Origin of the sequence: Sphingomonas suaedae, assembly GCF_007833215.1 — a bacterium.
Classification (GTDB): domain Bacteria; phylum Pseudomonadota; class Alphaproteobacteria; order Sphingomonadales; family Sphingomonadaceae; genus Sphingomonas; species Sphingomonas suaedae.
This window is the reverse complement of sequence record NZ_CP042239.1, coordinates 1965644-1979438: the sequence shown is the minus strand read 5'-3', so window position 1 is coordinate 1979438 and position 13795 is coordinate 1965644. Positions and strand designations below refer to the sequence as shown.

Below are 13795 nucleotides of genomic sequence, written 5' to 3'. Positions count from 1 at the left end.
CGCCCCATATCCACCTTGGGTAGCCTTGTAACAACGTTACATCGGGACGCGGCGCAAAGTTACCCAGAATTGGGTGGATTTTTCACGAAAGTCTCACGAATCAGGGACTTCGGGTTCAAGAATCGGATGGATTCGAGGACTGAAACTGTTAGTGTCGCGACGGCGGGGGCCACATTACACACAAACCTGCCTGATCGATGGATCAGAAATAGCTAAGGCCCGCTTGGGAGCAGGCCGGAGAGTGAGGAGACTTAGGTAATGGTTAAGCTCAACAAGAAGATGGCGCTGGCGCTGGTTGCTGCAAGCATGTTGGCCGCGCCGTCGATCGCGCAGGACAAGAAGGGTACGAACCTTGGCGACAAGGAAGTTCCGGCGACCGAAAGCTCGAAGGCTGTCGATACGCTGACGCTTGGCTATCGCCTCGCCGACTATGCACGCACCACCAAGGATGCGCGCGCGATGATCGTCGCGGCCAAGATGGTCGATTCTGTCACCGTCAAGGAAGGCACCGACAAGGGCAAGATCGAAGGCACCGGCAAGGGGACTGGCGAAGCCAAGGTGACCACCTCGGCCGACCTGTTCGCCGAAGCCAAGACGCTGGCTGCGGGCGACGCGGACATCATCGAAGCCGTCGAAGCCGCTCAGGCCGAGACCTCGAAGGGTGTCGTCGGCGGTGCGATCCGTACCGTTCAGTATGTCCCGGGCAACACCACCTGGACGGTCCGTTTCGCCGCCCGTGGCGGTGAGCCGCTCGTCGTCGGCGTGCGCCGTGACTCGGCCACCCCGGTCGACCTGAAGATCTATGACGAGAACGGCAATCTGGTGTGCCAGGACATGTCGCACAATGTGACGCTGTACTGCCGCGTAAACCCGATCTGGACCGGTCCCTTCTCGATGAAGGCAATCAACCATGGTGGCATGGGTACCGGCCTCGCGCTGGTGACCAACTAAGCCGATCTGTCGTTCGCCCCGGGATGCCTCTGCGTCCCGGGGCGGCGGCTTTCGGACCGTGGCCTGCCTTGAGCGGGCCGCCGTTTCCGGGGAGGGTCGCGATGCGGAACACTGTTCCCGCAAGGCTCGTGCTGGCGATCGCCGCAACCGCGCTGAGCGCACTTCCCGCTGGCGCGATGCAAGACAAGCGCGTCAATCTTTCCGACAATATGGGCGAGGCGACTCCGGCTGCGCAGGCCGTCGAGACGCTGGCGCTGGGCTATCGACTGGCTGATCATGCCCGCAGCGCGCGCGATGCCCGCGCGATGATCGTCGCGGCACGGATGCTCGCATCTGCCCCTGTCGATTCCGGCGAACGGTTATCGGCGCCGGATTTCGACCCCGCGGCGCAGGCGCTGTTCACCGAGGCGGCGACGCTGGCCGCAGGAGACGCCGAACTGCGCCGCGAGGTTGAGGGAGCGCGGGCGGAAGAAAGTCGGGGCACGATATGCAAGCTGCATTGCGCGATCCGAAATGTGCACTTCGTCCCCGCCGGTACCAACTGGCGTGTGCGCTTCGCCGCGCGTGGGGGTGAGCCGCTGGTGGTCGGCGTCCGGCGTGACAGCGCGACCGGGATGGACCTCAAAATCTATGACGAGAACGACAATCTCGTCTGCCAGGATCTGTCGCAGAATGTGACCCTTTATTGCCGTGTCACCCCGATCTGGAGCGGGCCGTTCTTCGCCGTCGTGACTAACCATGGCGAGCGCGACGTCCGGGTAGCGATGGTCGCCAACTGATGCCGGTCATCGACAGGAACGAGGAGAAGTCATGAGCGCCCGTTTCGCAAAGTTCCTGGCACTTCCGCTTCTGGCGGCGGCGCTGTCCGCCCAGGTCAATCCGCCGGAACCGGCACAGGATGCCGCGGATCCTTCGCCGAAAATCCTGCCTGATACCGAAAATTCCCGCGCTACCGATACGCTCCTGCTGGGTTATCGTCTGGCCGACTATGCTCGCGCGACGAAGGATGCGCGCGCGATGATCGTGGCGGCGCGAATGATCGATTCGATTCCGCTCAAAAAGGGAACCGACAAGGGACGCCTCGATCGCGAGATGGTCACGGAGGGCGCGGTCGATACGCTGACCGCCGCCGACCTGTTCGCCGAAGCGGGGCGGCTCGCTGCAGGAGATCCCGATCTGCTCGCCGAGATCGAAGCGTCGCAGGCAGAGCAGACGCGAGGTGTCGCGTGCCCGTGCAATTCGATCCGCACCGCTCGGTTCGTCCCCGCCAAAACGACCTGGACCCTGCGGGTCACGCGACGCGGCGGGGAACCATTCGTCGTCGGAGCGCGACGCGACAGTGCCGTACCGGTCGTGCTCAGGGTGCTCGACGAGAATGGCGGACTGATGTGCCAGGACCGTTCGGGCAATGTGACGCTCTATTGCCGCGTCAATCCGATCTGGACCGGGCCGGTCTCTGTGCAGACCGTAAACTACGGCGAACAGGGCACGGGTGTCGCCCTGGTAAGTAATTGAATCAGGTGCAGGAGGGAACATGACTGCTCGCTTACGCAAATGTCTGGCGGTTCCGCTCGGGGCGATGCTGCTGAGCGCTCAGACATCGCCCGACATTCAGATCGAGCCGGTCCCCTCGCCCGAGGTGCTCCGCTCCGAAGCGTTCGAGGCGGCGCAATATGCCCAGATTTCCGGCGCGGCTGCGGCGGTCGATCGCGTCACGGCGCGCTTTGCCGCCGGTGGCGGGCCGCTCGCCGTGCTCGAGCAGCAGCGCGACAAGAAACTCGCCGAGATCGAGGCGGTCGATCGCCAGTTCAGCGCGCTGATCGAACGCGGCGCACAGGTGCCGGAGGAAGAGCGTCGCGCGCTGACTCAGCGCCGCGCCGCGCTGCGCGGCGAAGCCGATACGATCGAGGCGAAGATCGCCAAGGACTTTCCGCAATATTTCGACCTGACCCCGTCCCAGGGCGCTCGACATTGCGGCGGTGCAGAAGCTGCTCAACCCCGACGAGGCGATGGTGGTGATCCTCGCCTCGGACGATGCCAGCTACACCTGGGCGGTGACGCGCGAAAAGGCGACGTGGTCGCGGTCCGAAGCGATGAAGGACAGCGCGCTTGCCGAGAAGGTGAGCCAGTTGCGCGCGAGCATGGAGGTCGATGGGTGCGCGCGGCTCGGTCCGTCCGCCGCGCGCACCGGCCGGGGCGCCCCAGGCGGCTGCGGGCAAGGTGTTCGATCGCAAGCTGGCGCATGAGATCTACAAGCAACTGATCGCACCGGTCGAAGACGTGCTGGCGGGCAAGCAGGTACTGCTCACCAATGTCAGCGGCGCGCTCACCTCGCTCCCGCTGGCGCTGCTCGTTACCGCGCCGCCACAGGGCGCGGATACCGATGCCGCTGCGGTCGCGACCAGCCCGTGGCTGATCGACAAATATGCGCTGGCGGAACTGCCGTCGGTGTCATCGCTGCGCGCGCTGCGCTGCCTGCTCGTCGCGAACCCCGCCGACGCGCATCCCGGCTGCGATACCAGGGCGGCGTCGCGCGCCTATGCCCAGGCGGGCGCTGGTGGGGTTGCGCTCGCGGCCTATGGCGCGCCGACGCTGCTCGGGCAGTTCGTCCCCGGCAAGACCGACCGCTCGGTAACCCCCGACCTGGCGGGACAGATGTACAAAGGCAAGCTCGCGGACACCGAGAAGCTGCGGGCGCTCGCCTATCTCCCCCAGGCCAAGGCCGAACTGGAGAGTCTGGGCAAAACCTTTGGCCAGCGCGCCGAGGTCGTGCTGGGTGATGCCGCCACCGAAACGGCGGTGAAGGCGAGCAAGTCCATTCCGACCGCGCGCTTCGTCGTCTTCTCCACCCATGGCCTGCTCGCCACCGAGGTGGGTGACAATGCCGAGCCGGGTCTTGTCTTTACCCCGCCCAAGACCGCCACGGCACTGGACGATGGCCTGTTGACCGCGTCGGAAGTCGCCGAGCTCAAGATGTCGGCGGACCTCGTCGCGCTGTCCGCCTGCAACACCGCCGCATCGAGCGGCAAGGCGGGCGCCGAGGGCCTGTCGGGCCTCGCCCGCTCCTTCTTCTTCGCAGGCGCCCGCTCGCTGCTCGTCAGCCATTGGGCGGTCAGCGACGCGGCGACCTCGCTGCTGATGCAGCAGACGTTCGACAATATATCGAAAGGCGACATTGCCGGCCGCGCGCGCGCGCTTCAGGCTGCGATGAAGACGGTGCGCAACGAAGGCACCGGTCAGTTCGTCAGCCCCAAATATTGGGCGGCGTTCACGCTGGTCGGCGAACCCGGCAAGTGAGATGGCGGCGCTGATGCATGTCAGACCCTGTCGGTCGTGCTGGCAATCCGCGCCAGCCACAAAGGAACCAGTTTCTCACTGGCCTGCAGGACAGCCGATAACCCGATGAAGTTTCTGAACGCCCTTGTTTTCGCCCTCGCCGCGCTGCCCGTCGCGGCGGCGGCTGTGCCGCCCGAAAGGGTGAGCGCGGAGACCGCCGCGTCCGATGCGACGATCGAGCGTGCGGAGTTGGTTCGCGACCTAATCGCCCGCGCCCGCGCCGACCGCGACGTCGCGATGATGATCGTCGCCGCGCGGATGCTGGGGGAGGGGGATTTCGTCCTGGTCCCGGCCGAAAATGCGCCACTGGTGCTGGGCCGTGCGCGTACGGGCGATGAACTGCCGGTCACCGCGCCCGCCGCATTGCTGGTCGAGGCGCGCGACTGGGCCGAAGGCGACGCTGACAAGATGGCCGCGATCGAGGTGGCGCAGGCGGAGGCGAGCAAGGGCATCCTGCCCTCCGCGATCGTCTATACCCATGACTTGCCCGCCGAACGGACGCTGACGATGCGCGCAAAGGCGGAAGGCGGCCGCGTCGCGCTGGTGCGCGTGCGCGGCGATGGCGATGCTGCGCTGGAGCTGGCGGTGACCGACAGCGATGGGCGGGTCGCCTGTACCGATCGCCCTGCTGTCACCAGTGGCATCGCGCGCCGCGACCTGCTGTGCCGCTGGACTCCCGGGCGCACCGAAGAATATCGTATCACGTTGAAAAACAAGGGCCGCGTCTGGACACGCGCGATCCTGGTTTCGAACTGAGGGTGAAGGGGGAGGCTTGATGTTCAGGCAGCTGGCACTGGTATTTGCGGCATTCGGGCTGACGGCGGCGGCGATGCCGCCCGCGCCGGTCGCCGCGCCCCAGCCCCCCGCGCCGGAGGCCAAGGGCCGCATCCGCGCGCTCATCATCGGTGTCGTGAACTATAAGGAGGGCATCGCCTCCCCGATGATCGGCGCGTTCAACGATTCGGTGCTGATTGCCGAGACGCTGCTGCGTGAAGGCGCCAAGCCGGACGATGTGACGCTGTTGCTCGACGCGCCGACCCCCGAACTGCTCGCCGCGCGCGGCAATCCGCGGATGCGCCAGACCAAGCTCACTCCCGATGGCGTCGGCACGCGCGCCAACATCCTCGCCGCGATGAAGCGCATCGCCGATACGACGCAGAAGGGGGACGAGGTGCTGCTGAGCTTTTCGGGCCATGGGATGCAGCAGAACGAGGCGGTCGCCGGGTCCGAGCCGGACGGGCTGGACGAAGTGTTCCTGCCCTATGACACCGGTCCGGCCAATGGGTCGGAGAAGATTCAGAACGCGGTGACCGACGATGAGATCGGCGCGGTGATCGACGCGATCCGGGCCAAGGGCGGCAACGTCACCTATCTCGCCGATTTCTGCCATTCGGGCGATTCGAATCGCGATGCGGCGGGCAAGGACAATGGCGCGCCCACCTCGGCAAAGCTGGGGCTGAAGCTCAACCGCAAGTTCGCGACCGTCAGCGACGGCAATTTCGTCCGCGATCTCGCGGTCGAAACCTCGAAGGGCAAGGCGGGCTGGGGCGCTTATGTCGGGATGCTCGCCGTCCCGTCCTCGCTCCAGGCCAAGCAATATCAGGCGCCGCGCTATGCCGATCCGCTGGAACAGGCCGCGCACGGGCTGCTCACCGTCTATGCGATGGCCAATTGGAACAATCCGCGCGTCTATTCCTATCGCGATCTCGCCAACCGCATCACTGCGGGCATTGACGGGCACAAGGCGCCGCGCCCCGAATTCGACGGCGATCTCGACCGCCCGGTGATGGGCGGCCTGATGAAGACCGCTGCGGCGGCATCGGGCGGCGGCAGCTGGGCGGTGTACAAGCCCGCCCGCGTGTTCACCGCCGAAACCAAATCGACCGATCCGGTGAAGCTCGAGCGGCTGGAAATGAGCGCGGGTCAGCTCCAGGGCGTGGTCGAAGGAACGATCGTCGGTCTCGCGCTCACCTCGCCGGAGGGCGACAAGACCATCCTCTATGGCCGCGTCGACAAGGCCGATGCGTACAAGGCGATCCTGGTGCCGGTGGATTTCGGCGATATCCCGGCGACGACGTGGAACGATGTCCGCGATATCGACGGCAGGCCGCTGTCGCGTGAGGTGCGCCTGATCGCGACGATCGAGCAACAGCCGGTTCAACTGGACTATCGCATCGCGCTGCCCGCAGCACCCGCGAGCCCCACGCCTGCCCAGGCTGCGGCGCTGGCCGCGCTCAAGGAGATCAAGCCCGCCGATATCGGCGCCACCTTCGTTCAACCGGGGCAGGAGGCGGATCTGATCCTTGCCTTCAACGGCGACAAGCTCTCGCTCGATCAGCCTCCGGGGCGGGTGACCGCATCGTTCGGCGATGTCGACCTGGGCGCCGCGATGGCGGCGGGGGGCAGCAACCCGGCAATCCGCGTGCGCTTCACGATCGGCGGCGCGCTGGTCAAGGCGACCCGCTTCAGCCGCCTCCAGCGCGTGCTCGCCAGCCCGGCGATGGAAACGGGCGGTCCGGGCGAGGACCCGGCCCGGAACGTCAAGGTCAAATTCTATGTCGCGCGGCCCCAATCGCTCGCCGCGGGTGCCGAATGCCCCGATACCAGCGCCGACTATTACGCCGTCGCCAAGGATGCGCGTCTGGTCGGCGGCGATGGCAGCGAAGCGGGAAGCTTTTCCTTCCAGCGCTGCGACTGGCTGTTCATCAAGGTGACCAATAGCGGCAAGAGCGACCTTTATGTGAACCCGCTGATCTTCTCGCCGGATGGCGGCATCCTGCTGGTCGATGGACAGGATGGGCGGAGCGCCCTCAAGGCCGATAATCCCACCCGCTTGCGCGCGGGCGAAAGCGGGGTGATCCAGTATAATCTCAGCGACGCCCAGCAAGGTGCGGAACTGCGCGACGACCTGGTCCTGCTGGTCAGCGACGTCAGCGATGGCGTGCCGCTCAGCTATGCGCGGTTGGTCCAGTGTCCGGTGGTGGTCGGGCCGGAGGACGGCGAAGCCTGCGCCGCCTCTGCCGGGCCGACGCTGGCGGGAACGCGAATGCGGAACAATGGCGCGGCGGGGACGGCGATCGAGGATCTGATCGATGCCGCGCTGGTCGGATCGACGACCCGCAGCGGCCCCGTCAAGAAGCCGACGGCGGTGTCGGCGCTGCGCTTCAGCTGGCGGACCGAACTGCCCCCGGCCCAGCGCTGACGATTGCGCTGATCGCGGCGATCGGGCAGGCTGCGTCCGATCGCTGAAGGGGTCAGTGGTGACGGTTCGTTTGCTCATGCTGGGATGTTGCGTGTCGGTCGCGGTGCCGATCTGTGCAAAGGACCGGTCGGCGCCACCGGCAAGAGTTCCGGTCGAGGTGCGCGCGATCCTGCTGGCCGATCATGCGGCGCGCGCTCCTGGCACCGGCAACGGCGAGCTTGAGGAGGAGCTGGCGCGGTTCGAACTTGCCGATCTGCCGCACGCGCGCGCCGATTTCTCGTTCGCGGCACTGCCCGTCACGCCGCGGGAGTGGCGCCTCGCCGCGCCAGCCCCCCCATGTGATGCGGAGCGAGGCCAACGCTACCGATCGCATGGCGCTTGCCGGGATCACGGGCGATCGTCGCCACCGTGCCACCGCTCTCGATGCGCGTCTCGTTCTGCGGATCGACGGGCGCGAGGAGAGCGAACCGTTCAGCCTGGGCGGTGGCGTCGCCCGCGCGGTCTGGACCGCCATGCACGACTGACGCGAAGGCGGAGCCGGTGATTGCGCCGGAATGCCCTTCTTCGGTGTGAACAATGCGGGCACCATCGATGATCCGCTTCGTCCTGGGCGGCAACGCGCCCCAGCGCGGTTTGGTCGTCCGCGAGCACGCAAAGTGCGGAGGAACCCGGCGAACCAGCGATTGAATTGCTTCAGGAAGCGGCGCGATTCTTCTTGCTCCGGCCGCAATCCGCAATCGGGGTTCGAGAATCGGGAACGCAAAACCGAGTATAACGATCGATTTCGGGAGAGTGATTGTCCTGAACTGAAATAGTCCAGTTGAGAGATGTTGTCAGTGGCGTGGACAGTGATCTTGCGGTCTAACATGATCAAAATGTCTTGAGCGGGGGCAGGTGACATGGTCGGGTCGGCGCGTGAACATGTAATCCGGTTGGAAGATTGCGTTCCCGAACGCCTGGACTGGATCAGTCATGAGGCATTTTACGAATCGGCGAACCTGCACCGCCTGGTCGCTTTTGTCGGTTCGGGGCTCTCGCTCGTTTACGGAAGCCTCACCTGGCCGGACTTCATGGCCTCCATTCTGGAAATTTCCAAGGACGCGGTCGGGCGCGCTTTGGGCTTGGCGAATGACCCGGAGGACGACGCGATCATCGAAGACGCGGCGGAGCGCCAGCGGCTCAAACACCTGTTGCGGGTGTCCGAACGGCAGCTGAAGCTGTTCGACGCCAAGAACAAAGAGCCTGTCGTGACGCTGGAAATATGCCAGCAGGCATTTCGGGCGGTCGAACGCTTTTACAAGGCGGCAGGCCGGTCGCCCCCCGGAGCGGCGACATTCGGAGAGGCGCTGCAGGAAGTCTTTCGCTCGGACGCCTATTTCGTGAGGCGCTCCCTGAGCGCCAGACTCAAACTGGCGCTTCGTGCAGATGATCTCGGAAGTGAACCTCTTCAGGCGATCCTCGACGAAACATGCGATTCGTCAAAGGCCCTCGCCGAGGGCAATCGGCCGGGAGAGGATGGTTTTCAGAGGAGCGTGACCCGCGCCGCTTCCGCTTTTTACTCCGGCGCGATGATCGGCCGCCTTGTGGCCGACGACTCCGAAATCGCGCCGCTCGCAAGGCGGCTGATCGACACGCTCGAGGCGCAAGGTGATCGCAACGCTCCGCTTCCGATCGACAGACGCAGCATTCTCAACATTCTCATGGCGAAAAAGATCGTCGCCAGCGGCGATCTGCTTGGAAAAGAGGTGCTTGCGGTCGGCGATCCGGGGGCGGAGGGGACGAGGCTCGCATCCCCCAGGCCGCTGCTCGACCCGATCCACAATATGAGCCGGGACCTCGGGATCAGGCGGTACCTGACGACGAATTATGATATCGAGCTGGAACAATATTTCATCGTCGATGACGTGCGCGATCGTGAGCGATTGCCCCCCAACCTCAGCCGCCTTCCGCACCATTCCGGCACTTCGTTCGGCTCATCCGCGCCAACCGACGCCAGTTGGCTGCGGGACCGGGCCGATGGAGGACAGGTCGCGAGCGATGTCTATGCCGATGGCAACAGCGCCGGGCTGATCGACTTCGCCGTCGGAAACAGCAACCGCGCTGCGCACATCTATCATCTGCATGGGCGGGCCGACCTTCCCGAGACGATGGTCGCCACTGAAAGCGACTATAATCGTATCTATTGGCATTCGGGTCGCGATCGATCGGATTTCGACCGCGCCTATGAAGTTCTGCTGGCCGGCAACCCGATCGTCTTCGTCGGTTCGGGTCTTGCCGAGGTCGAACTCAACCGGCTGTTGCGGCAACAGGTGAGCGATGCCGCGTCGCGCGACGACGCCTTCGTCCTTTGGATGGCGCGCGATCGTGCAGAACAGCTGACCCGCCAGCAGACAAGCCTCAGGACCAAGTTCAGCGTGCACACGTTGCACTTCGGCCATCCGCGGCGCGGGTCGGGCGTCAGCTTGCGTCGGCACCAGATCGCCATCGATCTGGTCGCGCGCAAGTTCGGGATCGCAGGCAAAGCAGCAGATTGGGAAGATTGCGCAAGCGACGTGGACCAACTGTTGATGCAGGAGGCTGCTGCGCTGCTCGTAAGCGCCGGCGACGGTCAGATTCGATTGCCGGACGATCATATGGGAGATTGTGATCTGAAGGATGTGAAAGCCATCCTCGGCCTCGGATCCGTGTCCTACCCAAGCCTGGTCCGGGAAAGCACCGATCCGCAGTCGTTCGGTCACGAACTCACCCTGCTCTCGACACTCGACTTGGACGCGGATGTGTTTGCGTGGCTCCTGTCGAAAGACAGCAACGACTTCGCGTCGGCGGTTCGGAATGCCCCTCGAACCACGGGGCCCGCGGACGCAAACGCAAACGCGCAAAAGCTGATTGCCGAATATCTCCACAAGCTCGACCAGAAGATCGTCACCGCCGCCCTGCGCGTCGAGATCAGGGAATTGGGCCGCGAGAAGAACCGGTTTTTTCTGGATCGCGCGACCCCGGTCCAGCCGCGAAGCGTGACCATTGCCGACGAAAAGGATAAGCATCTGCCGATGGTCCGCCATATCAGTGCGGAAGCCGGACTGTATGCTCCGCCAAACCATTGTCGCGAGCTGATGCTCGATGAGATGGTGATCAGACCGGCGGGCTGGCGTCAGTTCGACATTTCGCCGGACCGGTTCACAAATGCCGCGACCTTCATTGTCGGCGCAGTCGGATGCGGAAAGGGCGCGTTTCTTCGCCTGCTGCTTGAGCAGTGCAAACCAAGAATTGGAACCCAGGGCAACGCGATCTGGTCGTCGGCGCTGTTCGTCAACTGCTGCTTCGGACAGGAATTCGATTCGGTGCTGTCGTTGGTCGAAGAGTTTCTGGACCCGGACCGTCGGATACGAACAGACGAAGAACCTGCGCGCAGCCGACGGGACCGTATCGAGACCGCGCTCGACGATCTGGGTGCGAACCGGGGACCGCGCCTGTTGATCGCATTCGGTGCGATCGACCGGCTTTTCGGGCTGGAGGGGGAACTTCTTTCGACCGACTGTCACTGGCTGTTCAAGGCCCTGATCCGCTGTCGGCGCATTGATCTCGTCGTCACCGGCTCGGAGAAGGTCCTCCCCTATATCGCCAGGCGGAAACGCGAATATCTGAAACGCAAAGGGCACAATCCGAGCCGGTTTCGAATGTTCGAGGTAAGCCGTTCGAAAAGCAGCGTCGCAGCCATGGTCGGATCAACCTCGGCGCAAACCGACGCAAGCGAGCCAAATGAAGGCAATGACGGCACGCAAGCTGGCCAAAGCACCCTGGCACCCGCCATCTCGTTCATCGGCCAGCTTCGAAAGCAAGGGCGTGAGCGCGACAGAAAGGCGCGCAATCTGAACGTCCGTTTTGGTGTGCATGAAGATGTTGCCGCCGACGATGTCGACGATGACGCACTTGAATCGATGCGCCTGAGCGGGGGGCGTCGTGATCGCCTTATCATCGAGCGTGAGATCGATGGGCTGATGCGTGACGATGCCGGAAAGCCGACGAACCGTGATTTCGGCACGCTCGCGCAGGAAATTCTGAAGGTGCTGGCATTTATCGGCCTGCCGGTCGAAGGCGAAGTCCTCATCACGCCGCCAGGCGTGCGAAACCAGGTCGATATCCTCACGCGCGGCAAGCTGAAGGAAGACAAGTCGTCCAGCAATCTCGCGATCAAGGACGGCGTATTCCTGGCGGCGCTCGACCTGCTGCTCTCGCGCAAGCTGGTGACCACGATAGAGCCCTATGGCTTTCGTCCGGCAGAGCCTTTCGAGGCCGTCGAGCCCGACGCTTCCAAGGGCGTTGCCGACGTCAATCGGATCCTGCACGAGATCGACGATGGCGTCGGCGATCGCCCGGTCCGCAGGTCGTTCCCGATCGATAAAAAGGGCAGAACGCCTGCCCAGCACGCCATTCTGCACCGGCATCGCTTCGCGCTACACCGGAGCATTCTCGCCTATGTGCGAAGCAGGCACGATGTGCCGATCGGCGAGACGACTCTGAGCGACTGTTTCAACATGACATTGTTCGTCGCGCAGCCCGACGACATCCCCACGCCGCGCCCGCAGCTTGCGAGCGAACTTGCCGAGTTGGTCGACTGGCTCCAGCGGGGGTGGAAGGATGTGGAACTTTCGAAGAGCCGCATCACCGATGAGATCGTGGAACTCAAGAAAGGAATTGAAGAGAATTATTACGGCGATCCGCGCAATCCGACCCGGGAGCGCAGACTGCGCGAACTGGTGAAGCTGATGCAGATGCGCGGTTCGCTCGCGCCCGCTTCGTTGCGCGCCGCAGGGGGGATCGTGCGGAGTTTCTTCTCCGCCGCCACCCTTTTCGGCCTCGATGTGACCGATATGCACGGGCGTCTGACGCCAGCGGGCGCAATCACGGCCCACAAACAGCGTATTCGGGAGATGCTCAACGCCGCCTTCCTGATGCAGTCTGCCCGAGAGCCGCAGTGCGACAAATTCCAAAAGGCATGGAACGACCATCTCGTCAGCCGTGTGACGATCCCGAACCCGGTGAGCAGCGGGAGCGACCTCAACCACGAATATGAAATGTTCGACACCAATCAGCGCGAAAAGCTCGACACCATTCTCGAGTTCTTCTCCGAGACGCAGCCCTGGTCCGACGCGCGACCCGAATCCGAAAAGTGGAAGACAACGCGCTATTGCGACCATGCCATCGTGCCGCGGTGGGCCCGTATGGCGGGGGTCGCACAGGCGTCGCCCCAGGCTGTGTTCGGTTCTGCCGCACCATCCAACGATCTCGCACGCCGACCTTTTTATGCGGACGAGGTGGCGTGGATGCACAATGAGCGCGCAGTCATGGCCCTGGGGCAGGGCGACCTTTACTCCGCGCAGACCAGCTTTCATCTCGCATTGCAGGCGAATGAGGCGATTGAGGGGACCGAATACCAGCCCAACCGGTGCCGTATCCTGCTCAACAAGGCGCTTGTGCAGATCGAGCGCGGGCGCATCCGGGAGGCATGGCACGAACTTAAGCGGCTGCGAAATGCGATCGATCCCCAAAAGCCCCACCGCCCCAACTCGGTCGATCCAGACACCCTCGAACATGGCCGCATTTTCTGGCTCGCGACTGGCTATATGGGTCTTTGCGAGCATCTGAACGGACAGGTGGACCTTGCACGCGACAGCTACGACGCGGCGCTGAAGTGGCTGATCGCGCATGGAGAGCATCGCGCAGTGGCCATGTTCAGTATGCACCGGGCATCGCTGCTTCAATCAGGGGTTGGCGACTATGATGGCGCGATGGAGGGGTACCGGATCGCGCTGGCGGCGGCTGAATCCGGCCCTCACGCGGATCTCGCCTATCTGATCCAGGTGTCTCGAACCGGCCTTCAGGTGTCCAAGCTGGCGCGCCGCCTCGGCAAGGCGCCGACCCCCGAGGAGCCGCTTGAAATGCTCAGCCGGGCGATCCGCTATGGTGAATTGCTCGACATGTATCGCGTGACGGCGTTTGCACGCAACGTGCGTGCGGCGCTCCGCCTCGATCTGGGCGATGTCGAGGCGGCGGAGATCGACATTGCGCGCGCGCTCGCGATTGCGGCGCGGTGCGGGATGAAGCTGCGTCGCATCTCCCTGCGCCTTCTGAAAGGCCGCGCCTATACCATCCGGGGTTCGCTCGACAATGCGCGCCTCATGTATCAGACGGCGTTAAGCGAGGCGGAGGTCCATGGCTATCAGCAGGGCATCCACCAGGCGCGCGACGGTTTGAAGCGCGTCCTGAGTTCCGGGCAGCTTGAAAAGCTGGAGAGATAGGGGGGGG

11 protein-coding genes and 1 pseudogene are annotated in these 13795 nt (G+C 64.3%); 10 read left to right on the top strand and 2 right to left on the bottom strand.

Annotation, left to right across the window (positions count from 1 at the left end; genetic code table 11):
- The first annotated feature begins 258 nt into the window (after positions 1 to 258).
- The 3 genes from FPZ54_RS09380 to FPZ54_RS09370 all read left to right on the top strand — a co-directional run bounded on the left by FPZ54_RS09380 (position 259) and on the right by FPZ54_RS09370 (position 2466).
- The gene (locus FPZ54_RS09380; protein WP_145846637.1) at positions 259 to 951 is read left to right on the top strand and encodes a hypothetical protein; all 693 of its coding nucleotides are present in this window, start codon (positions 259 to 261) and stop codon (positions 949 to 951) included.
- A gap of 101 nt (positions 952 to 1052) precedes the next feature.
- Positions 1053 to 1730, top strand: a complete 678-nt coding sequence (locus tag FPZ54_RS09375; protein ID WP_145846635.1) for a hypothetical protein — start codon at positions 1053 to 1055, stop codon at positions 1728 to 1730.
- A gap of 31 nt (positions 1731 to 1761) precedes the next feature.
- Positions 1762 to 2466, top strand: a complete 705-nt coding sequence (locus FPZ54_RS09370) for a hypothetical protein (RefSeq protein WP_145846634.1) — start codon at positions 1762 to 1764, stop codon at positions 2464 to 2466.
- A 31-nt stretch (positions 2467 to 2497) separates the two neighbouring features.
- On the opposite strand, the gene FPZ54_RS09365 is transcribed toward FPZ54_RS09370, so the two are convergent.
- Positions 2498 to 2923 carry a hypothetical protein gene (locus tag FPZ54_RS09365; RefSeq protein ID WP_145846632.1) on the bottom strand — a complete coding sequence of 142 codons (426 nt, stop codon included), beginning with the start codon at positions 2921 to 2923 and terminating at the stop codon, positions 2498 to 2500.
- Positions 2924 to 2930: 7 nt separating this feature from the next.
- Between FPZ54_RS09365 and FPZ54_RS19835 the strand changes: the two genes are divergently transcribed.
- From FPZ54_RS19835 to FPZ54_RS09345, 5 genes are all read left to right on the top strand, one after another.
- Entirely contained in the window at positions 2931 to 3197 is a 267-nt protein-coding gene (locus FPZ54_RS19835; RefSeq protein ID WP_186456984.1) for a hypothetical protein, read from the top strand.
- The gene (locus FPZ54_RS09360) at positions 3172 to 4248 is read left to right on the top strand and encodes a CHAT domain-containing protein (protein ID WP_186456983.1); all 1077 of its coding nucleotides are present in this window, start codon (positions 3172 to 3174) and stop codon (positions 4246 to 4248) included. The genes FPZ54_RS19835 and FPZ54_RS09360 overlap by 26 nt, the downstream gene beginning before the upstream one ends.
- A gap of 105 nt (positions 4249 to 4353) precedes the next feature.
- Entirely contained in the window at positions 4354 to 5043 is a 690-nt protein-coding gene (locus FPZ54_RS09355; protein WP_145846630.1) for a hypothetical protein, read from the top strand.
- Between the two features lie 19 nt (positions 5044 to 5062).
- Positions 5063 to 7489 carry a caspase family protein gene (locus FPZ54_RS09350; RefSeq protein ID WP_145846629.1) on the top strand — a complete coding sequence of 809 codons (2427 nt, stop codon included), beginning with the start codon at positions 5063 to 5065 and terminating at the stop codon, positions 7487 to 7489.
- 338 nt (positions 7490 to 7827) lie between these two features.
- Positions 7828 to 8013, top strand: coding sequence for a hypothetical protein (locus FPZ54_RS09345; RefSeq protein ID WP_186456982.1), 186 nt, complete (start codon positions 7828 to 7830; stop codon positions 8011 to 8013).
- A gap of 954 nt (positions 8014 to 8967) precedes the next feature.
- Here the strand turns inward: FPZ54_RS09345 and FPZ54_RS20185 are convergent.
- Positions 8968 to 9444, bottom strand: coding sequence for a hypothetical protein (locus FPZ54_RS20185; RefSeq protein ID WP_239019786.1), 477 nt, complete (start codon positions 9442 to 9444; stop codon positions 8968 to 8970).
- Here FPZ54_RS20185 and FPZ54_RS20470 point away from each other — a divergent pair.
- Together FPZ54_RS20470 and FPZ54_RS09340 are read left to right on the top strand one after the other, a co-directional pair.
- Positions 9394 to 9795: pseudogene (locus FPZ54_RS20470) on the top strand (SIR2 family protein); the annotation flags it as partial. The gene FPZ54_RS20185 and the pseudogene FPZ54_RS20470 sit on opposite strands and share 51 nt — an antisense overlap.
- 3 nt (positions 9796 to 9798) lie before the next feature.
- Complete coding sequence (locus FPZ54_RS09340; RefSeq protein ID WP_239019784.1) at positions 9799 to 13788, top strand: tetratricopeptide repeat protein; 3990 nt, start codon at positions 9799 to 9801, stop codon at positions 13786 to 13788.
- The last annotated feature ends 7 nt before the right edge of the window (positions 13789 to 13795 follow it).